Consider the following 25,876-nt stretch of genomic DNA (forward strand, 5'->3'; position numbering starts at 1 on the left):
ATCAGCCGCGCGCGAGCACGCGGTCGATCCAGGTATCGGCCATGCCGCGCCAGCTGTCGGCAGCGAACAGGGCATCCAGTTGTGCAGCGGAAAGCTGCGCGGTGACCTCCGGCGTCTGCGCCAGCACGTTGCGAAGATGCTGCGATTGCGCCAGCGCCTGCTTCGCGGCCTGCTCCACCAGGGCGTGCGCGGCCGACTTGCCGATACGCTCGCCCAGGGTGACCGCCACGGCCTCGGCGTAGAGCAGGCCGCCATGGCTGTCCAGATGCTGGCGCATGCGTGCGCGATCCAGTTGCAGGCCCTGCACCACCATCTCAACCTGGGCCAGGCTGCCCGCACACAGGCGGACGATCTCCGGCACGGTCTCCCATTCGGCATGCCACTGCCCGGCCGCGCGCTCGTGCGGCTGCGGCATGGCGCTGAACAACGTGGACAGCAGGCCCGGCACGCGCGTGGCGGCGGCGATGGCCGCCACGCAGCCCACCGGATTGCGCTTGTGCGGCATCGCCGAGGAGCCCCCCTTGCCCTCCCCGGCCGGCTCGAAGGCCTCCGCCACCTCGGACTGCATCAGCAGCACGATATCGCTGGCGATCTTGCCGAGGCTGCCGGTCAGCAGCGCGAACACGCTGCCCAGTTCGGCGATACGATCACGTGCGGTGTGCCAGGGCAGCGCCGGCAGCGGCAACTGCAACTCGGCAGCCAGGGCCTCGGCCACGTCCAACCCGCGCGTCTGCAGCGAGGCCAGCGTGCCCGCGGCGCCACCGAACTGCAGCACCAGAGTGTCTTCGGCCAGCGCATCCAGGCGCCGCTGGCTGCGCTGCAGGGCATCAAGCCAACCGGCGGCCTTCAACCCGAAGGTTACCGGCACGGCCTGCTGCAGCAGCGTGCGTCCCGGCAGACCGGTGCCGCGCTCGGCCTCGGCCAGCCGCGCCAACGCCGTGCACAGCACCTGCAGTCGCGCCTGCACCTGACCGACCGCCGTGCGCAGCTGCAACACGGCGCCGGTGTCGATGATGTCCTGGCTGGTGGCGCCCCAGTGCACCCAGCGCGCGGCTTCGGCATCATTCGCCTTGACCTGCGCAGTGAGCGCCTTGACCAATGGAATGGCCGGGTTGCCGGCCTGCGCGGTGGCGGCCGACAGCGCCGGCAGCGCATACAGATCGGCGCGGCAGGCCGCTTCGATCGGGGCCAGTGCAGTGGCGGGAATCACCCCGCACCGCACCTGCGCGCGTGCCAGCGCGCGCTCGACGTCCAGCATCGCCTGCAGGCGCGCTTGATCACTGAACACGGCGTCGACGGCAGAATCGCCGAACAGACCGCCCAGCAGCGTTGGGGAGAGGCTCATCGGTGCAGTCCATCCTGGGTGGCCACAGCTTACCCGCGCCCGCTGCGTGCGGGCGTGGAGTGGCCGGAAGGCGCGTCGCGCGCGCCGCGATCAGTAGGCGAAGAAGACCGTCTCATCCGGGCCCTGCATGTGCACGTCCCACCGGTACAGACCCTTGCCCTGCGCCTGCGCAACCAGCGTGTGACGGCGCTCGGGCGGTACCAGCGCGAGGATGCCGTCCTCGCCATTGCTGGTCTCGTCGCTGAAGTAGATGCGACCCCGCACAGCCTGCAGCAGGCCACGCATGAACACCAGCACGATCAGGTGCGGTGCCTGCGGCTCGCCGCGCAGGCCCGGCACGCGGCCCGGCTTGACGGTGCTGAAGGCAAACCGCCCCTGCTCATCGGTCGGCACGCGGCCCCAGCCATCGAAGGCCGGGTCGTGGTCGTCGCGGCGCGGGTCTTCGCCATGGGCATAGATGCCCTGTGCGTCGGCCTGCCAGATTTCCAGCACGGCATCGGACACCGGCACGCCATTGCCATCGAACACCTGGCCCTGCACGTGCACGCGTTCGCCCTGCGCGGCGGCCGGGGCGATGTCGGTGCGGTACAGCGGTTCCAGGCCCAGGCGGTAGTACGGGCCGACGGTCTGCCACGGAGTGGATTGGAAACTCATGGTCTTACTCCCAGACGGTCATCTTGCGACCGCGCAGCACGATGTCGAAGCGGTAACCCAGCGCGAATTCGTTGGTAGTGGTTTCCCAATCGAACGAGGACACCATGCGCTCGCGCGCGTTGGCATCGTCCACGCAGTTGTAGATGGGATCGAACGCCAGCAGTGGGTCGTTGGGGAAGTACATCTGCGTGACCAGCCGCTGGCCGATGCCATCGCCATGCAGGGAGAAATGGATGTGCGCCGGGCGCCAGGCGTTGTAGTGGTTACGCCACGGGTAGGCGCCGGGCTTGATGGTGGTGAAGCGGTAACGGCCTTCGCTGTCGGTCAGCACCTGGCCCGTACCCTTGAAGTTGGGATCCAGCGGTGCATCGTGCTGGTCACCCTTGTGCAGGTAACGGCCAGCAGCGTTGCACTGCCATACCTCGACCACGGTGTTGCGCACCGGGCGGCCATTCTCGTCCAGCACGCGGCCGCTGACGATGATGCGCTCGCCCTGCGGCTGGCCGGGGAAACCTGCGGTCAGGTCCGCGGCGTGCTCACCCAGGGTGATGCGGTTGATGCTCGGGCCGGTCACTTCCGAGAGCGTCACCGGGATGGCGATCGGATCGGTACCCGGGCCACGCAGCGCGGTGGAGGCATACGGCAGGTGGATGCGCGGCGGCTGGCTGCCGGGATACGGCGTGCGGTAGCCGCGCAGTTGAGTGGGATCGCTCATGGCGTACTCCTGTTGGCGAGCGGCCCGCAGGCCGCGGCTGTCGTGCAGATCATGGGTTCGTTGGGGCTCACACGCGCTCAATGGCCAGGGCTACACCCTGCCCCACGCCGATGCACATCGTGGCCAGGCCACGCCGGCCCCCGGTGGCTTCCAGCTGGCGCAGCAGGGTCAGGGCCAGGCGCGCACCGCTCATGCCCAGCGGGTGCCCCAGTGCGATGGCGCCGCCGTTGGGGTTCACGTGCGCGGCATCATCGGCCAGGCCCAGCTGGCGCATGCAGGCCAGGCTCTGCGAGGCGAACGCTTCGTTCAGCTCAATGGCATCGAAATCGGCGATGGACAAGCCCAGGCGCGTCATCAGCTTCTGGCTGGCCGGCACCGGGCCCATGCCCATGATTGCCGGCTCCACGCCGGCGCTGGCAAAGCCGAGAATGCGTGCGCGCGGGGTGAGGCCCTGCGCCTTGACCTGCGCACCGGACGCCAGCAGCAACGCCGCGGCACCATCATTGATGCCCGAGGCATTGCCTGCGGTCACCGTTCCGGGTTGCCGGAACAGTGGCTTCAGTCCGGCCAGAGCGTCTGCGGTGGTATCGCCGCGCGGGTGTTCATCGCGGTCGACAGTCACGGTCTCGCCGCGCCTGCGGCCCGGCACCTCCACCGCCTCGATTTCGCCATCGAAGAATCCACCCGCCTGCGCGGCGGCGGTGCGTTGCTGGCTGCGCAGCGCGAACGCATCCTGGTCCTCGCGGCTGATGGCGTAGCGCTCGGCCACGTTCTCGGCGGTCTGGCCCATGGTCTCCACGCCATGCAGCTCGCGCAGGCGGGAGTTGATGAAGCGCCAGCCCATGGTGGTGTCTTCAATCTGCTGGTCGCGGGCGAACGGCGAGGTCGCCTTGCCCATCACGAATGGCGCGCGTGACATCGACTCGACACCACCGGCAATGGCCAGACCCAGCTCGCCCGTGGCGATCCCACGGGCCACCGTGCCGATCGCATCCAGGCCCGACCCGCACAGGCGGTTGATCGTGCTGCCCGGCACCGTCACCGGCAGGCCGGCCAGCAGCAGGCTCATGCGCGCAACGTTCCGGTTGTCTTCGCCGGCCTGGTTGGCACAGCCGAGGTAGACGTCCTCGACCAGCGCCGGATCCAGCTGCGGGTGGCGCGCCAGCAGTGCCTTCAGCGGAATCGCGCCGAGGTCGTCGGCGCGCACGCCGGACAGCGCACCACCATAGCGACCGATCGGGGTACGGATGCCATCGACGATGTAGGTCTCGTGCAGGCTCATCTCAGGCTCCCTCGGCCAGTGCCAGCGGCAGGCCGGTCAGTTCACGCAGTTGTCCGATATCCATCCCTTCCACCATCTCCAGCACGGTCGCGCCATCAGCCCCCAGATCGAACACCGCCACATCGGTGTACACGCGCGACACGCAGCGCAGCCCGGTCAACGGGTAGCTGCACTCGGTCACCAGCTTGCTCTCGCCCTTCTTGGTGAACAGGTCCATCATCACGAACACCTGCTTGGCACCGATGGCCAGGTCCATCGCGCCGCCTACGGCCGGAATCGCATCGGGGGCCCCGGTGCTCCAGTTGGCGAGGTCGCCCTGCACCGAGACCTGGAAGGCACCCAGCACGCAGATATCGAGGTGGCCGCCACGCATCATCGCGAACGAATCGGCATGGTGGAAATAGCAGCCCCCGGTCAGCAGGGTGACCGGCTGCTTGCCGGCATTGATCAGATCCGGATCCTCCCGGCCAGGCGCCGGCGCCGGTCCCATGCCCAGCAGGCCATTCTCCGACTGCAGGAAGATCTCCTTGTCGGCCGGCAGGAAATTGGCCACCGTGGTCGGCAGGCCAATGCCCAGGTTGACGTAGGCACCTTCGGGAATGTCACGCGCCACGCGCGCGGCCATCTGTTCGCGGCTGAGCTTGTTCATGCCTGCACCCCCGCTGCGGCCACCGGCACCACACGCTGCACGAAGATGCCCGGGGTCACCACGGCCTCCGGGTCCAGTTCACCCAGCGGCACCACCTCACGCACCTGCACGATGGCGCAGCGCGCGGCCATCGCCATCAGCGGGCCGAAGTTGCGTGCGGTCTTGCGGTACACCAGGTTGCCCCAACGGTCGCCGCGGTCGGCCTTGATCAGCGCGAAATCAGCGTGCAGTGGGTACTCAAGCACGAAGTGACGCCCGTCGATTTCACGCGTCTCCTTGCCCTGCGCCAGCTCGGTGCCGTAGCCGGTCGGGGTGAAGATCGCCCCCAGGCCGGAACCCGCCGCGTGGATGCGCGCGGCCAGATTACCCTGCGGCACCAGCTCCAGTTCGATCTCACCGGCGCGGTAGGCGGCGTCGAAATGCTGCGAATCGGCCTGGCGCGGAAACGAGCAGACGATGCGACGCACGCGCTTGTGCCTGATCAGCGCGGCCAGGCCGGTATCGCCGTTGCCGGCGTTGTTGTTGATGATGCACAGCTCGCGCGCACCCTGTGCGATGAGCGCGTCGATCAGCTCGTCGGGCATGCCCGCCGTGCCAAAGCCGCCGATCATCACGGTGGCGCCATCATGGATATCGGCCACCGCTGCTTCCACGCTGGCCACGGTCTTGTCGATCACTGCATTGCTCCTTGCCCTGCGCGCCAGCGGTCATCACCGCCTCGCTTCAGAGCCACTGCGAAGGGAAAACACGGCCTCGACATGGTCGCCATGGCACTCCGTCCGGTCAATGCGATATTCGCACTCATGATTCGATAATCGCACATTGAGTCAACGACTCCCTCGCGGTTCAACGCTGGTTCCGGCCCACGCCCACGCGCAGACCCAGGCACGCCCAGGCCGCCAGCAGCAGCGGCAGCGCGCACAGCACATACAACGCGGAGGGCCGCCAGTGGCCATCCACCAGCACACCCACCGTGAGCGGCGAGAGGATCGCACCGACGCGGCCGATGCCGATGGCCCAGCCCAGACCGGTGGTCCGCACTTGCGCGGCGAACACCACCGGCGCCGCGGCATACAGGCCCGCCATCGCGGCGAACAGTGCTGCACCGATCACGAACGCCAACGGGAACGCCATGCCCAGCTGCGTGTTGAAGGCGGCAAAGCCCAGCATCGACACCATCGCCAGCAGCAGCGCACCGGCGGTCAGCTTCGACAGCGACCAGCGCGAGGCCAGCCAGCCGAACAGGCTTCCGCCGACGATGCCGCCCAGGTTCAACAGCACGCCTCCGGTGATGCCCTGCTGGGCGGAGACACCGGCAGAGACCAGCAGCTTCGGCGTCCAGCTCAGCACGAAGTAGAAGGCGAACATGTGCAGGAAGAAGGCCAACGCGATCAGCAGCGCGACGCGCCGCAGGTCACCCACGAACAGCGCCGCATAGCCCTGCCGCTGGCCATCACGCAGCGGCGCCGGCGGCAGCGCCTGCAGCTGCGGCATGCGCATGCGCGAGAGCAGTGCGTTCAGGCGCGGCAGCGCATCGGCCGGGCGACGCGCAACCAGGAAATCCAGCGATTCGGGCAGGCACCTGAGCACCAGCGGAATGCACACCAGCGACGCCGCGGCGCCGATCAGGAACACGCTGTGCCAGGACCAGTGTTCCAGCATCCACGCCGCCAGCAGACCGCCGGCGGTGGCGCCTATCGGATAGCCGGTGGCCTGCAGCGCGACCGCCGTACTGCGCCACTTGGCATTGGCGTACTCGGCGGTGATCACGCCCACGCCGGCCAGCATGCCGCCGATGCCGATGCCGGTGTACACGCGCAGCGCGCCCAGCTGCCAGGCGTTGGCAGCCAGCGCCGACAGCGCCATGCCGCTGGTCAGGATCAGCAGGCAGCACACGATCATCGGCCGCCGGCCCCAGCGATCGGCCAGCGGCGCCAGCAGGAACGAGCCCAGCGCCATGCCGACCAGGCCGGCGCTGAGCATCATCCCCAGCACCTTGCCCGACAGCTCCCAGTCCGCCGACACATGCGGCGCGGTAAAGGCCATGACCATCACATCGAAGCCATCGAGCATGTTCAACAGCACGCAGATGGCGATGGCGGTCCACTGGAAGGGACTCATCCGTTCCAGGACAAGCGAGGGTGCGGGGGCGGCGTGGCTCATGGGGCGGTTTCCTGCAACAGCGTGATGCGGTGGAACGTCCGGCGGGGAAGGTCTCAGTGACCGGCCTGGCTGGATGCATGGATGACCTGCAGGACGTCCTGCAGGCGATCGACTTCGACCTGGCCCGGTGCCGACGGGGTGCCGATCATGCCGAAGGTGAGCGCCTGGCCGAAGGTTTCACCAGCCAGGCGCGAGACCACACCGGTGCCCCCCATCGACATGGTCAGCAGCGGCCTGTCGCTCTGCTGGCGCACCTGCCAGGTGGCATCGAGCAGGGCCAGCACGTCGCCTGCGTCGCGCGGCATCACCGCGATCTTCAGCACGTCCGCACCCAGCGCCTGCTGCCTGAGCAGGCGCGCGACGATCTCATCGCGGGGCGGCGTTGCGTGGAAGTCATGGTTGGACATCACCACCTTCACGCCGGCCTTGTGCGCCTGCGCCACCAGCGCCTGCACCACCTTCGGATCACGGAACATCTCCACGTCGATCAGCTGGGCCACGCCGCCGCGCAGCAGCGTGGCGTAGAGCGCGCCGTAGTCGGCATCGCTGATCGGCTTGGCGCCGCCCTCGGCCTTGGTGCGGAACGTCACGATGACCGGCTTGCCGCCCAGCGTGGCCTGGATGCGCTTGCCCAGCGCGACCAGCGCCTTGCCATCGGTGGCGATGTCCAGGTAGTCGATGCGCCACTCGGCGATGTCGGTGGCCTTGCTGGCAGCGATGGCCGCCGCCTGCTGCAGGGCCACGTCAGCGGTGGCGCCAGTGATCGGCACGATGGTGCGGGGATGCCCCTCGCCGATACGCAACTGGCCGACCTGCAGTACCGCCGGCGGCGGTGCGGCCAGGGCCAGCGCCGGGCCGGCGCACAGTGCACCGGCCAGCACAACCGGAGCGAGCGGAAGCTTCATGGCGGTCACCAGAGCATGGAAGGAGCGCATGGCCATCAGAAGGTCACCTTGGCCTGTACGCCCACGGCCCAGGCGTTGTCGGTACCGCTGTAGTTGAACGTGCCCGGGTTGACGATGTACTGCACATCCGGGCGGATCATCAGCCACGGGTTTACCTGGACGCTGTAGGACAGTTCGAACAGCTCCTCGGCCTGGCTGAGGTTGTACAGCGGCGAATCGCCAGGCACGCCACCGGCGGCCAGCGTGGCCCGGCGCGCATCGACCAGCCGGTTGTTGATGTCGGCGCCTACGTAGCCCAGCGCGATGCTGTCCTGGGCGCGCGAGCCAATGCCCTGGTAAACCCCGCCCAGCGCATACCAGCGTTTGATCTGCGCGGTGTCGGTGTCGGACACCATGTACTGCGCGAACGCAGTCAGGCCGCGGCTGGAATCGGCCGATTCCCGGGTCAGACGCTGCTCGGCGAGCACGTAGGCGCCGTGGCGCCCGGTCGTCGGCGAAGCATCCAGACCGCGCTTGTCCACGCGTGAGGTGTCGTAGTAACCGCCGAACTTGTAGACGCCCGCATAGCGGCTGCCCTTGGCCGGGGTCCAGGTCACTTCCACCGGGAACAGCGAACCGGTGGTACCGGAAGCGAGCGGACGGAACGCGTTGCGTTCGATGTTGCCACCCAGGTTCGGATTCACCTGGAACCAGCCGGTGCGAACGTTGACGGCCGGGCTGACCTGCTGGGCGAACTCACCGCCCCAGCGTGCCACGGGGTAGTTGTACCAGCCGCTGTTGCCCGACATCGCCAGCGGGTGCGCGCAGAACGCCGCATTGACGAAGTGGGTCAGCAGGCTGTGCAGGCCGAACTGGTTGCCCATCGCGTAATAGCCCAGCTTGTAGTACGACTGCCCCGCGTTGAAGGTCTGGTCGTAGCTCAGTTCGGTCAGCCGCGTGTACTGGCCGCCGTACGCTTCCTGGATGGGGAAGCGGTTGCCGACGAAGTCCACCGAGGTGCTGCGGCCGCGACGGTCGTTGAGGGTGAAGTGGAAGGCACCGCCGTTCCAGCCGGCCAGCGTGCCCATGTCCAGGTCCACGCCAACGCGCACCTGCTGCGCATAGCGCGCACCGGTTTCGCCGTAGCCGCCATCGACCACACCCATGGCTTCACCCACGTAGTCGCCGCGGAAGGCGATGCCACGCTCGAACAGATCGGTGCGGGTGCCGCCCCAGTCGCCAGTGAGGGTCCTGCCTTCGTAGCGGTTGCTCGACTGCGCGCTGGCGATGCAGGGCAGCAGCGCGGTGGCCAGGACGGCCAGGGAAACGGGTTTCGCAAGATTCATGATCGCGGTCTCGTGGAGATGATCAGCGCAGCGACAGCGGCGCGCTCAGGGGGGAGGTGGCGCCCTGCGCCGAGGTGACCGTGGCGGTCAGGCTGCCGGCAGCCGCAGCATCTGCCGCGGCGCCGAGCGGGAAGGTGAAACGGCCCTGCCCCTGCGCATCGGTGCGCGCCTGCACGCTGCCCAGCACCCACTCGGCCTCGCTGCTGCTGGCGGCGCGGTTGCCGAACACTTCGACCTGGTAACGGCTGCCGGGCGTACCCTGGAAACGACCGATCAACTGGCGCTGCGTACCCTTGCCCTGCACGCCAGTCAGCTGCGGCGCCGCCTGGCCCAGGTTCGGCAGCGGCTGGCAGTCGGTCTGGCCGGCAGCGGAGCAGATGCGCGCACGCTTGGACGGATCATTGTCGACACCACGACCACGTGAACCGACGAAGCTGGCGTGTTCCAGGCCTGGCACGCCGAACACGATGGCGCCGCGCGGTTGGCCCTTCACGCAGGCGCCGCCGGCCTCGCAGCGCTCGATCGGCAGGCCGTTGCCGAAGATGCGGTTGGCGGTGAAGCGGTTCGGCGCACTGACCGGCTGCGGGCGCACGCCGATGCCGATGCCATTGCCGGTGATGATGTTGCCATCGACCACGTTGCCGCTGCCGGTGATGCTCAGGCCCAGCGAATTGCCGGTGAAGGTGTTGGCGGCGATGTAGTTGCGGTTGCCCCAGTTGATCTGCAGGCCATCGGAGTAATCGACGAAGCGGTTGTGTACCACGCTGTTGTCGTTGCCCCAGAGGATTTCGATGCCCTGCGACGGTTCCGGGTTGGCCTGGGTGGACTGGAACAGGTTGTCGGCCACCAGGTTCCAGGCCGCGCCACGGGTCAGCTCAAGTCCATCGCCGTTGTCGAGGAATTCATTGCGCACGATGCGGTTGTGCACGGTGGTGGTGGCAGTGGACTGCCCTGTGCCGTCGTCCCCGGTGAGCATGATGCCGGCGCCGCCCTTGTTGGCGACGATGCGGTTGTCGTGGATCTCGTTGTGGCTGGAGCGGTTGACCAGCACACCGATGCAGAAATTGCGGATCTCCAGACCGGCCAGTTCAACGCCCTGGGTATCCCGCAGGACCAGCCCCGGCAGCGTGGTGGTGCGCACGTTGGTGCCCGACTGGCCCGGTTCGGCGCCCGGACAGGCGTCGGTGCCGGTGCCGGTGACGTAGGCCGAACCGTCGATGGCGATGTACTGGCCATCGCGGCCCCAGGACGTGCCGATGATCTGCACCGGCCCCTTGATCTCCGGCAGCGGCGAGGTCGGCTTGATCACATGGGGCGCGGTACCCACCGCGTCGATCTCGATGCGATAGCGGCCCGGCGCGGTGTTGGCGGTGGTGATCGCCCAGCGCAGGGAGCCGGGACGGGTGTCGTCGGCGTAGCGGTCCACGCGCAGCACCTGCAGGGGCCCGCGCGGCGGTTCGGCCTGGTAGGCCAACGCCAGCGTCGGCAACTGGGCGAGCAGGAACAGAGAAACAACGGACAAGCGACGACGCATGCGATCACTCCGCACAGGTGAAGGGAAATCCTGCGGTCTTCCCCTGCACCTGGCTTCAGCACCGGGTCGGGTGCTGCCCTCGCCCCGCCAGGGGTGGATCGCTTGGACTGCTTTGAATCTGCGGAAGTGAAATTAGGTTTATCGCACTGCACCATTCAAGTGCGGTAATCGACTACGCGTGCGAATATCGCACTGAATGGGTACGACCATCGTTGTAGGGAAGGCTGCACTGGCACTTGCCAGGCGAAGCGCACGGCTGCGCCGTAGCACCGCTCAGGAACTGCAGGACAGCATCGAGCAGCCGGCGCGGTCGTCGGCCCAGGCCGGGCGCCTGCTGGCGAAATGCTCACGTCCGGCGCGTTGGGTGTACGGATCGCGCAGCACATCCTGCAAGGCGTGTACGCCGCCCATGTCCCCTTGTTCCGCACGGTCGATCGCTTCCTGCGCCAACCAGTTGCGCAGCACGTACAGCGGATTGGCCGCGCCCATCTTCGCCAGGCGCTCGGCGGCCGGAAGAGGATCCGCCCGCAATCGCGCGGCGTAGTCCTGCAGCCACTGCCGCAGCGGCACCTGCACGGCCTCCTGCCGCTCCCGGTCGTAGTAGACCTCAGCCAGTGCCGCCGGATCGGGCGATGCCGGATCGATCCGCATCAAGGCGCGCCAGGACAGGGTCATGTCCATGCCACCGTCCTGCAGCAGCTGCTGCCAGCGCTGGTAGAGCTGCAGATCGGCATCATCGGCAGCTGCCAGGCCAAGCTTGGCCGCCGCATCGCGACGCGTGCAGGCGGCAAAGGTGGCCTGATAGGCAGCAAGGCCCGCCTGCAACGGCGCGACGTCGGCAAACAAGGGCGACAGCGCCTGCGCAAGCCGCCCCAGATTCCAGTACGCCACCTGCGGCTGCGTTCCGAAGCGGTAGCGACGGCCCTGTGCGTCAGTCGTGTTCGGGGTCCAGTCCGGATCGAAGTCCTCGACCCAGCCATAGGGGCCATAGTCGAGAGTGAGGCCAAGCACGGAGAGGTTGTCGGTGTTCATTACCCCATGCACGAAACCGACACGCATCCAGTGCGCGATCATCTCGGCGGTGCGCACCGCGATCTGCGCGAACCAGTCACCGTACAGCGCCTCACCCTGCCCTGCCAGTTCGGGGAAATCACGGGCGATGCAGGCATCCACCAGTTGCTGCAGCAGTGACGTCTCACCGCGCGAGGCCGGCAGTTCGAACGAACCGAAACGCAGGAACGAGGGCGACACACGGCATACGATCGCGCCGGGCTCGGCTCGCGGACGGCCGTCATAGAACATGTCGCGCACCACGTGCTCGCCGGTACCGACCAGCGACAGCGCACGCGTGGTCGGTACACCGAGGTGGTGCATGGCCTCACTGCACAGGAATTCACGGATCGACGAGCGCAGCACCGCGCGACCGTCGGCGCCACGGGAGTACGGGGTCGGGCCTGCCCCCTTCAGCTGCAGTTCCCAGTGCCGGCCATCCGGCGCAACCAGCTCGCCCAGCGAGATCGCCCGCCCATCGCCAAGCTGGCCCGCCCAGTGACCGAACTGGTGCCCGCCGTAGTTGGCGGCCCACGGCTGCATGCCCGGATACAACGCGTTGCCAGCGAATACCTGGGCAAACGTGCCGCTCGACACTTCAGCCACATCGATGCCGAGCAGAGCGGCGACCTCCGGCGACCAGGCCAGCAGGGTCGGCGCGGCGACCGGCGTCGGCATCACCGACGACCAGGCCGCCTCTCGGACTTCACGCCGACGGGGCCCGGCTTCCGGGTCGCCCGGCAGGACGGTCAGCAGACGGTTGTCGAATCGCGGGAAGGGGCTGTCCATGGCCCTGACATGGGGATGGACGCCGCCGACCTCAATCGCCGCGCAGCGCCTGCAGCGATCCGCCGTGCGCTTCAGCGCGCTGGTAGGCCGGGCGTTCACCGATGCGCTGGAGAAACGCGCGCAGCGCCGGCTTGTCGTCCAGTCCGCCTCCGCGCGCCGCTGCGGCCTGGATCGGGAAGCTCATCTGGATATCGGCCGCGGTGAAACGCTCACCCGCGAACCACGGGCTCTCGGCCAGGCGGCGCTCCATCCAGTCCAGGTGCAGGCGGCGCTGCGGGCCGACGAAGCTCTGCTCGGCCTTGTCGGCAATGCTGCGGGCAATCGGGCGCACGAAGAACGGCACCGGCGCGTTGCGGATGCGGCTCATCACCAGCGTCAGCAGCAGCGGCGGCATCGCCGAGCCTTCGGCGTAGTGCAGCCAGTAGCGATAGGCCATGCGCTCGGCACCTTCGGCCGGTATCGGCGACGGCGACACCTGCCGCTGCGTGTCGTAGCGGTCAGCCAGGTAATCAAGAATGGCGCCGGATTCGGCCAGCACCTGCTCACCGTCCTGCAGCACCGGTGATTTCCCCAACGGATGTACCTGGCGCAGTGCCGGCGGTGCCAGCAGCGTTCTGGGGTCGCGCGGGTAACGGCGCAGTTCGTAGTCCAGCCCCAGCTCCTCCAGCATCCACAGCACGCGCAGCGAACGGGAATTCTCGAGGTGATGGACGATGCGCATGAAAGGACTCCAGAGGGGTGCAAGCATCGTAACGCGCCTGCACGCATGCGCCTGTGGATTCGATCCGTGCCTGCTCCCGCCGACGCAAAAAAAAAACGCCGGAAGCTTGCGCTTCCGGCGTTCTGGCTACCCGAGGGCAGCAGACGGATTAGACCGCCTGCACCTGGTCAGCCTGCATACCCTTCTGGCCCTGGACGGCGATGAAGGTGACCTTCTGGCCTTCCTGCAGGGTCTTGAAGCCGGTGCCCTGGATGGCGCGGAAGTGCACGAACAGGTCCGGGCCGCTTTCCGGGGTGATGAAGCCGAAGCCCTTGGCGTCGTTGAACCACTTGACGGTGCCGGTCTGACGTTCAGACATATTTACTAACTCCTGAAACACATGTTGAAAAAAATCGCAGCCACCGGGTATCGGGGCCGAGACTGAGTTGCAGGCGTTGGTAAAGCGGATCGATGAGTGGATCGTGAGATCAACTGCACCAGGCCACGATTCACGGTGACCCTAGCAAACACAGTGGGTCGCACGATACGCGTGTTTTCCCCAAAAAGCGATAGCCCCGGCATTCATCGCCACCCCGCCCCCGCTAGGCGTGGCAAGGGCTGGCAGTCGGTCGGGCCCGGATCCGGGGACCCATTCAGGTTTTTCCTACCCTACACTGGGTAAATGACTGAAGCTGAAACCCCGGCTGAACTGCCCCGCCCCCGCGTCTGGGTGGACGCAGACGCCTGCCCCGTTGTCATCCGCGACATCCTGTTCCGGGCCGCCGAGCGGGTCGGCCTGGAGTTGACCCTGGTCGCCAACCAGTGGATCCGCACCCCGCCCTCGCGCTGGATCCGCTCCCTCCAGGTGCCGCAGGGCCTGGACGTGGCTGACAGCGCCATCGTCGAACGGGTCGCCGCCGGCGATCTGGTTGTCACCCAGGACATTCCATTGGCCGCGCTGGTGCTCGAACGAGGCGCGCTGGCCCTGCATCCGCGCGGGGAGCTGTTCACCGCCGACACCATCGCCCAGCGCCTGTCGGTACGCAATTTCATGGAAGAGCTGCGCGGCGCCGGCGTCCAGACCGGGGGCCCGCCTCCCCTGCATGCGCGCGACCGCCAGGCGTTCGGCAGCGCGCTGGACCGCTGGCTGGCCAGCATCCGCGTGGCGCGATGAGGCGGGGCCCGGCTCACGCCACCACTGGGCCCAGCTCCAGGCCCAGCTGACGCTGGCTGCTGAACACCCGCCGTTCCCCATCCAGGGGATCGTCGAAGGACAACGCCCGCGCCAGCAGTTGCAGCGGCGCCTGCGCCCCGGTCGCGGCCGGACGCAGCTGCGGATACAGGTCGTCTCCGATGATGGGCGCGCCCAGCGCCGCCATGTGCACGCGCAGCTGGTGCTTGCGACCGGTTCTCGGCTGCAGGCGGTAGCGCCAGACCGGACCTGTCGCGTCGATCACCTCGATGCGGGTACTCGCATTCGGCTCGCCCTCCATTTCGCCCATGCGGAAGAACGGTTGTGCCGGGCCGATGCGACTGTGGCGCTCGAACGGGAAGTCCAGCGCCGGCAGCGCCGGGGCCAGCGCTTCGTAGGTCTTGTCGATACGGCGCTCGCGGAACAGGCGCTGGTAGGCATCGCGCGACTCCGGTCGCAGCGAGAACAGGACCAGCCCGGCGGTGAGCCGGTCCAGGCGGTGCAGCGGTGCCAGCTGCGCGTTGCCGGTCCGCGCCACCAGCCGGGCCAGCAGGGTTTCGCGGACATGGGCACCCGCCGGGGTCACCGGCAGGAAGTGCGGCTTGTCGACCACCAGCAGATGCTCGTCCTGGTAGAGGATCGTCTCGTTGAACGGAATGCGCGGCTCGTGGCTGACCTCGCGGAAATACAGGATTTCCAGCCCCACCTGCCACGGCTGGTCCGCCGCCAGCGCCCTGCCCTGCGCATCCTGTACCCGTCCGCGCGCGAACCGGTCCTGCCACTGGCTGCGGTCGATGCGCGGAAAGCGTGCGCACAGGCCGTCCAGCAGGGTCGGCCAATGGCCGGGTGGCAGCTGCAGCCGACTGGGCAGGGTCATCGCGTCCGCTCCGGCGGCAACAGGAACCGCAAGCGTGCCACCGTTGACGCGCGGCAGACACCCCGGCCACGGACACCCCTGCAGCAAACCTCTATCATTGTCCTCTTTAGTCGACGGATCCCCCATGGCCCTCACCGCCACCATCCGCAAGGCCGAGTTGCAGATCAGCGACATGGATCGCGGCTACTACGCGACCCACAACCTGACCCTGGCCCAGCATCCGTCGGAAACCGACGAGCGCCTGATGGTGCGCCTGCTCACCTTCGCCCTCAACGCCGACGACCGCCTGGAATTCGGCCGGGGCCTGAGTACGGATGACGAGCCGGACCTGTGGCAGCACGACTACACCGGCGACATCCTGCAGTGGATCGACCTCGGCCACCCCGATGAATCCCGTATCCGCAAGGCCAGCAACCGCAGCCGCCAGGTGCAGGTGGTCAACTACGGCGGCAATGCGTCCGACATCTGGTGGGGCAAGCAGGGCAAGGGCCTGGCGCGCTTCGACAACCTGTCGGTGATCGACCTCGATGGCACCTTCGTCGAGCAGTGGGGCCAGCAGATCCAGCGTGCCATGCGCTTCAGCGTGCTGATCCAGGACGGCGAGGTGCAGATCCTCAACGACCAGATCCAGCTCGACATCATCCCCACCTGGCGCAAGCGCGCCAAGGCATGAGTACGACGCGCTGCGACGTCGTGGTGATCGGTGCCGGCGCCGCCGGCCTGATGACCGCGATCACCGCCGGCCGGCGCGGCCGCCAGGTGCAGGTGATCGATCACGCCAACAAGATCGGCAAGAAGATCCTGATGTCCGGCGGTGGCCGCTGCAACTTCACCAACACCGGCACCACCCCGGCCAACTTCCTGTCGGCCAATCCGCACTTCTGCAAATCGGCGCTGGCCCGCTATACGCCTTGGCACTTCATCGAGATGGTCGAGCGCCATGCCATCGCCTATCACGAGAAGGAGCTGGGGCAGCTGTTCTGCGACGTTTCGTCCAAGCAGATCGTGAAGATGCTGGTGGACGAGTGCCAGGCAGCGGGTGCGCACATCCGTACCCACTGCAGCGTCGAGCGCATCGAGCACGGGACGGATGGCTTCCGTGTGCACACCACGCAGGGGATGTTCCACTGCGCCTCGCTGGTGGTCGCCACAGGTGGCCTGTCCATCCCCAGCCTGGGCGCAACCGGCTTCGGCTACGAGATTGCACGCCAGTTCGGGCATGCCGTGCTGCCGACCCGCGCCGGACTCGTGCCGCTGACCCTCAGTGGCAGGCACCAGGAGCGCCTGGCCGACCTGAGCGGTGTCGCCCTGCCGATCGAGGCGCGCTGCAACGGCATGCAGTTCCAGAATTCCATGTTGCTCACCCATCGTGGCGTCAGCGGCCCGGCGATCCTGCAGATCTCCTCCTTCTGGCAACCCGGCGATGCACTGGAACTGGATCTGCTGCCCGGCCAGGATGCCGGCCAGTGGCTGCGACGGATGAAACAGGAGCGGCCAGCCGCCGAACTGCGCACGGTGCTGGCCGAGGTCCTGCCCAAGCGCCTGGCCCAGCGCCTGTGCGAACACTGGCTGCCGGACCGCCCGGTACGGCAGCTGGATGAGCCCCAGCTGCGCCAGGCTGCGCAGCTGCTGGGTGCGTTCCCGCTGGTGGCCAGTGGCACCGAAGGTTACCGCACCGCCGAGGTTACGCTGGGCGGCGTGGACACCGCCGACGTTTCGTCCTCCACGATGGAATCCAAGCGCGTGCCGGGCCTGCATTTCGTCGGCGAAGTGCTGGACGTCACCGGCTGGCTTGGCGGCTACAACTTCCAGTGGGCCTGGGCCAGCGGCCACGCCGCCGGCAGCGTGGTGTGAACCGCATCGCCGTTCGGGGTGCGGGATGCCTGCACGCATGGACGGCTCGCCGAGCATCGTGTATCAAGATCCGCAGATTGGGGAGCAGTGCATGCAGAACGCGAACGACATCACCATCCGCCTGCTGATCGTCGACGACAGCGGCGAGAATGCGGAAGCCATCGTCAGCACGCTGCGCAACAGCGGCATCGCCGTGCGCCCCTGGCGCCCGCAGGATTCGGCCGAGCTGTCGCAGGTGCTGGCCAACCAGGCCATCGATCTGGTGCTGGCCTCGCCCTCGCAGGGCATCCCGCTGCCGCTGGTGGCCCAGCACATCGCGGCCAGTGGCAAGGACATTCCGCTGGTGCTGCTGGCCGAGCGCATCGACGAGGATGAGCTGGTCCAGGCCAGCAGCCATGGCATCCGCGCCCTTGCCCTCCGTCAACGGCCGGAGCATCTGCTGGCGGTGGTCCGCGACCAGTGGGTCGACCTGCAGGCGCGCCGCGGGCTGCGCCGCATCGAGGCACAGATGCGCGAGACCGAGCGCCGTTGCGACGCGCTGATTGCCTCCTCCCGCGAACCCATCGCCTATGTGCACGAAGGCATGCACATCCGCGCCAACGATGCCTATCTGGACATGTTCGGCTACGAGCATTTCGACGACATCGAGGGCATCTCGCTGCTGGACATGGTGGCCGCCCAGCATGTTGATGACTTCAAGCAACTGCTGAAGAGCCTCAGCCGCGGCGAAGCGCCACCACCGCAGTACCAGCTCGATGCACGCCACCAGGATGGCAGTGCGTTTCCGGCAACGATGGAGTTCACCGCAGCCACCTATGAGGGCGAATCCTGCCTGCAGGTCGTGTTCCGCCGCCGGATCGAGTTCGACCCGGAACTGGCCCGAGAGGTCGAGGATCTTCGCCAGCGCGACCAGGTGACCGGCCTGCTGAACCGGCCGACCTTCATGCTGCAGGTCGAAAGTGCGGTCGCCCAGGCTGGCCGCAGCGAGGGCCAGTTCGGCCTGCTGCTGGTCGAGCCCGACCACTATGCGCGGCTGATGCCGGACATCGGGCTGGCCTCGGCCGATACCCTCATCGGCGCGCTGGCCTCCCTGCTGGCCGATGTCGTGGGGGAGGCCGCGCAGCTGGCGCGCTTCGGCGAACACAGCTTCGCCGTGCTGCAGGCCGGCCCCTATGCGCAGACCGTGGCACTGGCCGAACGCATCCGTGAGGCATATGCCGCCCATGTGTTCAGCATCGGCGCGCGTTCGGCCACGGTCACCGTGAGCATCGGCGGTGTCCAGGTCGGCGAGAAGATCGCCAGTATCGGCCAGGTCCTGGCGCGTGCCAGCGAGTGCACGCAGGCGGCCGCCGAGCTGGGCAACACCTGTCGCATCTTCGATCCGGCCGCGGTCGATCGGGTCGAGGAAGAACGCGTGCAGCGATGGGTCGGCCGCATCCGCGAAGCCCTGGACGGCGACGGCTTCCAGCTGCATTACCAGCCGGTCCTGAACCTGCAGGGCGAGCCACTGGAGCTGTATGAAGCCTATCTGCGACTGGAGCACAACGGTGAACTGCTCAGTCCCACCGCTTTCCTTGGCATCGCCGAGGAACACGGGCTGCTGGCCGAGATCAACCGCTGGGTGGTGTCCAAGGCCATCACGGTGCTGGGGCAGCGCGCGCGCGAAGGCAGCGCCACCCAGATGCTGGTGAAGGTCACCCCCGAATCGTTCGACGACCCGCAGATGATTGCCACCCTGCGTGGTGAACTGAAAGCGCACGGGGTTCCGGGCGAGCGCCTGTGGCTGCATGCGCCGGAAGCGAAGGTGTTCACCCACCTGCGCAGCGCCCAGCAGTTCCTGGCAGCCGTGGCCCCGCTGGGCTGCCGCATCGGCCTGGAACAGTTCGGGTCCGGCCTGGATTCGTTCCAGCTGCTGGCCCACTTCCAGCCGCAGTTCCTCAAGCTGGACCGTGGATTCACCAGCGACCTGGCGGCGACCCGCGAGAACATCGACCGCATCAGCCAGATCACGGCGCGCGCGCAGGAGGCCGGTATCCGCACCATCGCCGAGTTCGTCAGCGATGCCAACTCCATGACGCTGCTGTTCAGTGCAGGCGTGGACTACGTGCAGGGCGACTTCGTCGGTCCGGCGCTGCCGACGATGAGTTTCGACTTCGGGTGATCCTGCATCGCCGGGCATGGCCCGGCGCTACCAAGGGGCGCCGGGGTAACGCCGGCCCATGCACGACGAGCCTGCTAGCGCCGGGCCATGCCCGGCGAGCACAGCGGCGCGCCCTATGTGAAAAGGCCGGCTTTCGCCGGCCTTTTCGATCAGGTCATATCGACCAGATTGTTGATCTTCACATCCGGATCGACGTCGGCCTCGTAGTCGACGCCTTCAACGCCGAAACCGAACAGGCGCAGGAAGTCCGCCTTGTAGCCGGCCAGGTCGCTGATCTCGTACAGGTTCTCGTTGGTCACCTGCGGCCACAGCGCAACCACCTTGCCCTGCACGTCTGCCGCCATTTCCTTGTAGTCGGCACGCAGGCGGCCTTCTTCATCGACCAGCGCGACGGTATGGCCATCGCCATCGACCAGATCGTGACGCAGGCGGTCGATCGCCACGCCGTCGGCCTTGCCGCCGTAGAGAATGTCGTAGAGCACGTCCAGCTGCTCGATGCAGCCTTCGTGGGTGCCCTTTTCCTTCATCACCTTGAACAGCAGCGACAGGTACAGCGGCATCGTCGGAATGGCCGAGCTCGCCTGGGTGACCACGGCCTTGAGCACCGACACGCGGGCATCACCGCCAATCTTCGCCAGCTTCTCGCGCAGGCCCAGCACCTTGGTGTCGAGATCCTTCTTGGCAGCGCCGATCGAGCCATTCCAGTAGATGGCCTGGGTGATTTCTTCGCCAACGTAGGTGAAGGCGGTGGTGGTGCAGCCATTGGCCAGCACGCCGGCATCGGCCAGCGCGTCGATCCACATCTGCCAGTCTTCACCGCCCATCACTGCGACGGTCCCTGCGATTTCCTCCGGCGTCGCCGGCTGCAAAGTGGTCTCGGTGATCACTTCCTTGTCGGTATCCAGGCCACGCAGCGTAATCGGCTCACCGATCGGCTTCAGCGTGGAACTGATCACTTCACCGGTCTTTGGGTGCTTGCGGCGCGGCGCAGCCAGGCTGTAGACGACCTGGTCGACCTGGCCGAGATCGGCCTTGATCATCTCGATGGTGCGCGCCTTCACTTCATCCGAGAACGCATCACCATTGATGCTCTTGGCATACAGGCCGGCCTCATCGGCATAGCGGTGGAACGCCGCCGAGTTGTACCAGCCCGCCGTGCCCGGCTTGGTCTCGCTGCCGGGACGCTCGAAGAACACGCCCAGGGTCGCCGCACCGCTGCCGAACGCGGCAGTGATGCGGGCGGCCAGGCCGTAGCCGGTCGAGGCGCCGATCACCAGCACGCGCTTGGGACCGTTCTGGATCGGCGGGCGGGCGCGGATGTAGTCGATCTGCTGCTTGACGGCGGCGTCGCAGCCGGTCGGATGGGTGGTGACGCAGATGAAGCCGCGGACGCGCGGTTTGATGACCATGGATACCTCGGGTTGGCAGATGCGGCGCGCAGGGCGCTCAGCAGGAATCGGAGGGCGCGCCTGCGCGCGCGAACCGCAGGATCGTAGTGCGCGAGAGCCGAATGCACAACCGACGCTGCCGTAGGGTGGTGTTTGTTTTGCAGGGTTGCACCCTGCACCTGCCGAATCAACGTCAACGTCAACGTCAACGTCAACGTCAGAAGCGAGCTATCTGCGGGATGGCGGGGCAGGTCCGGTTGCGGGGGACGCCGCAAGTACGTCCATGTAGGCTCGGTCGCGCCATCCATGGCGCTCACGCCCCCGCAACCGGACCCACCCCGCCTTCGACAGTCTTCCGCGTTCTGTCGGAACCGCATTCTGCTCTGGTGGGTGTCGACCTTGGTCGACACGATTGAATTCATTCGAAATCTGACAGATGTGTCGACCAAGATCGACACCTACCGACAGCCGCGTGAACGTGTCGAAGGTGGGGCGGTGTCGGAGTGCGGGGTGTCAGCCGCATGGATGCGGCTGCCAAGCCCCCATGGACGGGTTCACGGCGTCCCCGCACTCCGACACCGCCCCGCCATCCCGCAGAATGCCCGCTGTTGATGTTGCCTTTGCCTCGGCAGGTGCAGGGCTGCACGCCCTGCCAACAAAAAACCCCGCTTGCGCGGGGTTCTCTGTGCGTTGCGTGCAGCGCGAACGCTTACGGACGGCGGGCCAGAGCCTCGATGTCCTTGGCCTTCGGCAGCAAATCCTGCTTGCTCACGCGCAGGAAGCCGATCGTGAGCATCGGCACCGCGACCAGGATCGACGACATGACCACGATCACCGCACCGATCATGTGCGTTTCGGCCAGGCCTTCCATCGAGCTGCCACCGTACAGGTACAGGGCCAGTGCGGACAGGAAGAACATCACCGCGGTGATCACCGTACGCGACAGCGTCTGGTTGATCGAACGGTTCAGCACTTCCATCGGCTCCACGCGCAGGCTGCGGAAGTTCTCGCGGACGCGGTCGAACACCACGATGATGTCGTTGATCGCAAAGCCCATCACCGACAGCAGGCCGGCCAGCACCGTCAGGTCGAACTCGCGGCCCAGCAGGGACACGTAAGCCACCGTCACGATCAGGTCGAACATGGCCACGATGCTGGCGGTGACCGCGAACTTCCATTCAAAGCGGACGGCGATGTAGATCAGGAAGCCGGCCAGCATGAAGATGGTGGCGTACAGGCCGTTCATCGCCAGATCCTTGCCGATCTGCGGGCCGACGAACTCATTGCGCAGCACCGTCGCCTGGTTGTCGGCCGAGGACAGCGCCTTGACCACGGCCGCCGCGGTGGCCTTGTCCTCGGCGGCGGAATCGCCGGTACCCGGGGCATGCTCACCGTGCGGCGCCAGGCGGATCAGCAGGTCGGTACTGCCACCGACGCTCTGCACCTGGGCGCCGTCGAAGCCGCTCTGCTCGAGCTTGGTGCGGACCTGCTCGACGTCCACCGGGCGCTCGAAGCGGGCCTCGATCAGGGTGCCACCGGTGAAGTCCAGGGCATAGTTGAAGCCCTTGAAGCCGATGATGGCGATCGATGCCAGGAACACGATGATCGTGACGACCATGGCGACATGGCGCCACCGCATGAAATCGATCTTGGTGTCGTTCGGGAGGATGTGCAGCGGAAACAGTTTCATGTGCGTGTCGTCCCGTCAGATGGCCACGTTCTGGAGCTTCTTGCGGCGGCCGTAGATCAGCGTCGCCAGCGCACGCGACACGGTGATCGCGGTGAACATGGAGGCGAAAATACCGATGATCATGGTCAGCGCGAAGCCCTTCAGCGGACCGGTACCGAATGCGAACAGTGCCACGCCGACGATCAGGCCGGTCAGGTTGGCGTCGAGGATGGTGCCGGAAGCGCGCTCGTAACCGGTCACGATCGCGGTCTTGCCCGGAACACCGGCCCGCAGCTCTTCACGGATACGCTCGTTGATCAGCACGTTGGCGTCGACCGACAGGCCGACCGACAGCGCCAGGCCGGCGAAGCCCGGCAGGGTCATGGTCGCGCCGAACAACGACATCACCGCCACCACGATCAGCAGGTTGAACAGCATCGCCACCGACGTGATGATGCCGAACATGCGGTAGTAGATGCTGAAGAACACCAGGGTGAACAGGAAGGCGAAGACCACGGCGCGCATGCCGTTCTTGACGTTCTCGGCACCCAGGCTCGGGCCGACCACGCGCTCTTCGACGAAGTCCATCGGCGCGGCCAGCGAGCCGGACTTCAGCAGCTTGGCCAGATCTTCGGCTTCCTTCTTCTGCAGGCCGGTGGTCTGGAAGTTCTTGCCGAACACGCCATTGATGTTGGCCACCGAGATCACTTCCTCGTTGACCTTGAAGCCGCGCACTTCCTGGCCGTCGACCACGGTCACGGTCGGCACGCGTTCGGTGTACACCACCGCCATCGGCTTGTTCACGTTGGCGCTGGTGAAGTCGAACATGCGCTGGCCACCGACGTTGTTCAGCGTCACGCTGACCGCCGGGGCACCGCTGTTGGCGTCGGTCACCGCCTGCGCAGCCACCATCTGGTCGCCGGTGACGATCACGCGCTTGTTCAGCAGGATCGGGCCGCGGCCGTCACGCTGCTGGTAGACCTTGGCTTCCGGCGGGATGCGGCCGGCGTTGATGGCGTCCTGGGCGTTGCCCTCGACCACCGCACGGTATTCCAGGGTGGCGGTCGCACCGATCATGCGCTTGGCTTCGGCCGTGTCCTGCACGCCGGGCAGCTGCACCACGACGCGGTCGGCGCCCTGGCGCTGGATGATCGGCTCGGCCACGCCCAGCTGGTTCACGCGGTTGCGCAGGGTATTGATGTTCTGCTCGATGGCGCCGTTGGCGATCTGCGAGATCTCGGCCTCCGGCACGGTCACCGTGATGCGGCTGCCGCTGACGTCGTAACCGAGGGTCGGCTGCGCCTTGAGCAGGGCCGTGCGGGCGCGCTGCGCGGCGTCGTCACCGGCGGACGGGCTCAGGTTGGCCACGATGCTGTTGTCGGCGCGACGCTCGACCGACTGGTACGGAATGCGTGCGTCGCGCAGGGTGCTGCGCACGTCTTCGGTATAGGCATCCAGGCGCTTGTCCAGCGCAGCCTTCTGGTCCACCTGCAGCACGAAGTGCACGCCGCCCTGCAGGTCCAGGCCGAGCGTCATCGGGCGACCGCCAAGATTGGCCAGCCAGTCCGGAACGGTGGATGCCAGGTTCAGCGCGACCGTGTAGTTCTCACCCACGCTGTCGCGCAGCAGGTCGCTTGCCGCGGCCTGGGTCTTGAGGTCCGGCAGGCGGACGATCAGGCTCTCGCCTTCCTTCTCCGCGCCGAGGCTGGCGATGCCGGCCTTCTTCAGGTCAGCCACCACGCGGTCGCGGAGGGCGTCGTCGACCTGTCCGCCACGGTTGGCGGTGATCTGGACGGCCGCGTCCTTCTGGTAGATGTTGGGCAGCGCATACAGCGTACTGAGCGCAAGTACGATCAGGATGACGACGTACTTCCAGCGTGGAAATTCGAGCATTGCTTGGGTCCCGCGCGGCGCCATCCCCGGCGCCGCGGTTGTGCATCGGAAAGGGAGTGGCTTACTGGGCCGACTTCAGGGTACCGGCCGGCAGCACGTTGCCGACAGCGCCCTTCTGCACGCGGATGCGCACGTTCTCGGCCACTTCCAGGGTGACGAAGTTGTCGCCGATGTCGGTGACCACGCCGGCGATGCCACCGTTGGTCAGCACTTCGTCGCCACGCTTGATCTTCTCCAGCATGGCCTTGTGCTCCTTCTGCCGCTTCATCTGCGGGCGGATCATCAGGAAGTACATGATGGCGATCAGGATGATCGGGAACAGCAGCGTGGTCAGGCCCATGCCCTGCGGTTGGCCACCGGCGGCCTGGGCGTGGGCGGCGGGAATCAGGAAGGCAAGCAGGTTCATCTTTGGTCCTTTGGTTGGGCGGCGCTCCGGCCCTTTCACGGGCGCGGGGTGTCGACCGCGGATCTGGGTCAGCCTTGAAGTATGCCATGGCCCCGGACGTTCGTCCCCGGGCCGTTCGGCAGGGGGGCGCCGGGTTACAGCGGCGGCGGAACCGCTCCGCGTGCCGCATAGAAGGACTCGCGGAAGGCCTGGAAGGTTCCCGCCTCGATCGCCGCCCGGATGTCGGCCATCAGCTTCTCGTAGTAGAACAGGTTGTGCAGGGTGCCCAGCATCGGCGCCAGCATCTCGTTGCAGCGGTCCAGGTGGCGCAGGTACGAGCGGGTGTAGCCGCCGGTACAGGCCACGCAGCCGCAGCCCGGTTCGATCGGGTCCATGTCCCGCGCATACTGCGAATTGCGGATGCGGACGGTACCGAACGAGGTGAAGTAATGCCCGTTGCGCGCGTTGCGGGTCGGCATCACGCAGTCGAACATATCGACGCCGCGTGCGACACCCTCGACCAGGTCTTCCGGCCGGCCCACGCCCATCAGGTAGCGCGGGCGGTCGCCCGGCAGCTCCGGATCCAGGTGGTCGAGCATGGCGTTGCGCTCATGCTCCGGCTCGCCCACGGCCAGGCCACCGATGGCATAGCCATCGAAGCCGATCGCCTGCAGGGCCTCGGCCGAGCGGCTGCGCAGGTCGGTATGCACCCCACCCTGGACGATCCCGAACAGGGCCGCATCGTTGCCGAGCTCGTCATGCGCGTTGCGGCTGCGCTGGGCCCAGCGCAGGCTCAGCTCCATCGACCGGCGGGCGACGTCCTCGGTGGCCGGGTACGGGGTGCACTCGTCGAAGATCATCACCACGTCCGAATCGAGCACCTTCTGGATCTTCATGCTCTCTTCCGGGCCGAGGAACACCCGGGCCCCGTCGGTCGGCGAAGCGAAGGTCACGCCCTGTTCGGTGATCTTGCGGCGGTGGGCCAGCGAGAACACCTGGAAACCGCCGGAATCGGTCAGGATCGGGCCGTCCCAGCGGCAGAAGCCATGCAGTCCGCCGTGGTCGGCGATGATGTCCAGGCCCGGACGCAGGTACAGATGGAAGGTGTTGCCAAGGATGATCTCGGCACCCAGCGCGCGCACCTGGTCCGGCAGGATGCCCTTGACCGAGCCATAGGTTCCCACGGGCATGAAGGCCGGCGTTTCCACCGTGCCGCGCGGGAAGGTCAGGCGGCCGCGACGGGCACGGCCGTCGCGGGTCTTGAGCTGGAACTGCAGTCGGGACATGGAGCGGTCGTTCAGGCAAATAGTTGCCTATTGTCTCCCAAGAAGGCGTGCGCACCAAGG

Annotated in this window: 23 protein-coding genes; 4 read left to right on the top strand and 19 right to left on the bottom strand. The window is 67.2% G+C overall.

The features are described 5' to 3' along the window. Position 1: 1 nt before the first annotated feature. The 13 genes from AC5P76_RS04280 to AC5P76_RS04340 form a co-directional block, all read right to left on the bottom strand. Positions 2–1,345, bottom strand: coding sequence for a 3-carboxy-cis,cis-muconate cycloisomerase (locus AC5P76_RS04280; RefSeq protein WP_495205804.1), 1,344 nt, complete (start codon positions 1,343–1,345; stop codon positions 2–4). A gap of 90 nt (positions 1,346–1,435) precedes the next feature. After that, positions 1,436–1,999, bottom strand: coding sequence for a protocatechuate 3,4-dioxygenase subunit alpha (pcaG, locus tag AC5P76_RS04285; RefSeq protein ID WP_253118812.1), 564 nt, complete (start codon positions 1,997–1,999; stop codon positions 1,436–1,438). A 4-nt stretch (positions 2,000–2,003) separates the two neighbouring features. Then, on the bottom strand, positions 2,004–2,714 hold the full coding sequence (gene pcaH, locus AC5P76_RS04290) for a protocatechuate 3,4-dioxygenase subunit beta (protein ID WP_053517767.1): 711 nt from the start codon (positions 2,712–2,714) through the stop codon (positions 2,004–2,006). A 67-nt stretch (positions 2,715–2,781) separates the two neighbouring features. After that, positions 2,782–3,996 (bottom strand): 3-oxoadipyl-CoA thiolase, encoded by a 1,215-nt coding sequence (gene pcaF, locus AC5P76_RS04295; protein ID WP_429000968.1) that lies wholly within the window; start codon positions 3,994–3,996, stop codon positions 2,782–2,784. A 1-nt stretch (position 3,997) separates the two neighbouring features. Continuing rightward, entirely contained in the window at positions 3,998–4,645 is a 648-nt protein-coding gene (locus AC5P76_RS04300; RefSeq protein ID WP_053517768.1) for a 3-oxoacid CoA-transferase subunit B, read from the bottom strand. Further along, entirely contained in the window at positions 4,642–5,322 is a 681-nt protein-coding gene (locus AC5P76_RS04305) for a 3-oxoacid CoA-transferase subunit A (RefSeq protein ID WP_053517770.1), read from the bottom strand. The genes AC5P76_RS04300 and AC5P76_RS04305 overlap by 4 nt, the downstream gene beginning before the upstream one ends. A 169-nt stretch (positions 5,323–5,491) precedes the next feature. Then, positions 5,492–6,808, bottom strand: coding sequence for an MFS transporter (locus AC5P76_RS04310; protein WP_193396263.1), 1,317 nt, complete (start codon positions 6,806–6,808; stop codon positions 5,492–5,494). 53 nt (positions 6,809–6,861) lie between these two features. Then, positions 6,862–7,713 (bottom strand): type I 3-dehydroquinate dehydratase, encoded by an 852-nt coding sequence (gene aroD / locus AC5P76_RS04315; RefSeq protein ID WP_253118813.1) that lies wholly within the window; start codon positions 7,711–7,713, stop codon positions 6,862–6,864. Positions 7,714–7,748: 35 nt separating this feature from the next. Continuing rightward, entirely contained in the window at positions 7,749–9,038 is a 1,290-nt protein-coding gene (locus AC5P76_RS04320; protein ID WP_053517773.1) for a carbohydrate porin, read from the bottom strand. Positions 9,039–9,060: 22 nt separating this feature from the next. After that, complete coding sequence (locus tag AC5P76_RS04325; RefSeq protein ID WP_253118814.1) at positions 9,061–10,572, bottom strand: right-handed parallel beta-helix repeat-containing protein; 1,512 nt, start codon at positions 10,570–10,572, stop codon at positions 9,061–9,063. 273 nt (positions 10,573–10,845) lie between these two features. Then, positions 10,846–12,411 (bottom strand): protein adenylyltransferase SelO, encoded by a 1,566-nt coding sequence (locus AC5P76_RS04330; protein WP_053517776.1) that lies wholly within the window; start codon positions 12,409–12,411, stop codon positions 10,846–10,848. Positions 12,412–12,442: 31 nt separating this feature from the next. Next, the gene (locus AC5P76_RS04335; RefSeq protein WP_065181317.1) at positions 12,443–13,132 is read right to left on the bottom strand and encodes a glutathione S-transferase; all 690 of its coding nucleotides are present in this window, start codon (positions 13,130–13,132) and stop codon (positions 12,443–12,445) included. A gap of 148 nt (positions 13,133–13,280) precedes the next feature. Next, positions 13,281–13,490: a cold-shock protein gene (locus AC5P76_RS04340; RefSeq protein ID WP_005416210.1), complete on the bottom strand. Its 210-nt coding sequence runs from the start codon at positions 13,488–13,490 to the stop codon at positions 13,281–13,283. Between the two features lie 303 nt (positions 13,491–13,793). Between AC5P76_RS04340 and AC5P76_RS04345 the strand changes: the two genes are divergently transcribed. After that, on the top strand, positions 13,794–14,285 hold the full coding sequence (locus tag AC5P76_RS04345) for a YaiI/YqxD family protein (RefSeq protein WP_253118816.1): 492 nt from the start codon (positions 13,794–13,796) through the stop codon (positions 14,283–14,285). Positions 14,286–14,298: 13 nt separating this feature from the next. Here AC5P76_RS04345 and AC5P76_RS04350 read toward each other — a convergent pair whose 3' ends face one another. Further along, complete coding sequence (locus AC5P76_RS04350; protein WP_253118817.1) at positions 14,299–15,180, bottom strand: pseudouridine synthase; 882 nt, start codon at positions 15,178–15,180, stop codon at positions 14,299–14,301. Between the two features lie 124 nt (positions 15,181–15,304). On the opposite strand from AC5P76_RS04350, the gene AC5P76_RS04355 reads away from it, so the two are divergent. From AC5P76_RS04355 to AC5P76_RS04365, 3 genes are all read left to right on the top strand, one after another. Further along, complete coding sequence (locus AC5P76_RS04355; RefSeq protein ID WP_053517781.1) at positions 15,305–15,853, top strand: YaeQ family protein; 549 nt, start codon at positions 15,305–15,307, stop codon at positions 15,851–15,853. Next, complete coding sequence (locus AC5P76_RS04360; protein WP_111185616.1) at positions 15,850–17,034, top strand: BaiN/RdsA family NAD(P)/FAD-dependent oxidoreductase; 1,185 nt, start codon at positions 15,850–15,852, stop codon at positions 17,032–17,034. Before AC5P76_RS04355 ends, AC5P76_RS04360 begins: the two co-directional genes overlap by 4 nt. Before the next feature lie 91 nt (positions 17,035–17,125). Continuing rightward, the gene (locus AC5P76_RS04365; RefSeq protein ID WP_180876326.1) at positions 17,126–19,195 is read left to right on the top strand and encodes an EAL domain-containing response regulator; all 2,070 of its coding nucleotides are present in this window, start codon (positions 17,126–17,128) and stop codon (positions 19,193–19,195) included. 149 nt (positions 19,196–19,344) lie between these two features. On the opposite strand, the gene fabV is transcribed toward AC5P76_RS04365, so the two are convergent. From fabV to tgt, 5 genes are all read right to left on the bottom strand, one after another. Beyond that, positions 19,345–20,604, bottom strand: a complete 1,260-nt coding sequence (fabV, locus tag AC5P76_RS04370; RefSeq protein WP_053520465.1) for an enoyl-ACP reductase FabV — start codon at positions 20,602–20,604, stop codon at positions 19,345–19,347. 688 nt (positions 20,605–21,292) lie between these two features. Next, complete coding sequence (secF, locus tag AC5P76_RS04375; RefSeq protein WP_053519778.1) at positions 21,293–22,273, bottom strand: protein translocase subunit SecF; 981 nt, start codon at positions 22,271–22,273, stop codon at positions 21,293–21,295. 15 nt (positions 22,274–22,288) lie between these two features. After that, a complete protein-coding gene (gene secD / locus AC5P76_RS04380; protein ID WP_053519779.1) occupies positions 22,289–24,145 on the bottom strand; it encodes a protein translocase subunit SecD in 1,857 nt (618 codons plus the stop codon). Between the two features lie 61 nt (positions 24,146–24,206). Continuing rightward, complete coding sequence (gene yajC / locus AC5P76_RS04385) at positions 24,207–24,551, bottom strand: preprotein translocase subunit YajC (RefSeq protein ID WP_053519780.1); 345 nt, start codon at positions 24,549–24,551, stop codon at positions 24,207–24,209. Between the two features lie 134 nt (positions 24,552–24,685). Beyond that, entirely contained in the window at positions 24,686–25,816 is a 1,131-nt protein-coding gene (gene tgt, locus AC5P76_RS04390; protein WP_065181313.1) for a tRNA guanosine(34) transglycosylase Tgt, read from the bottom strand. Between the last annotated feature and the right edge of the window lie 60 nt (positions 25,817–25,876).

The sequence above is a fragment of the Stenotrophomonas sp. YJH_SMC_36 genome (assembly GCF_059369935.1).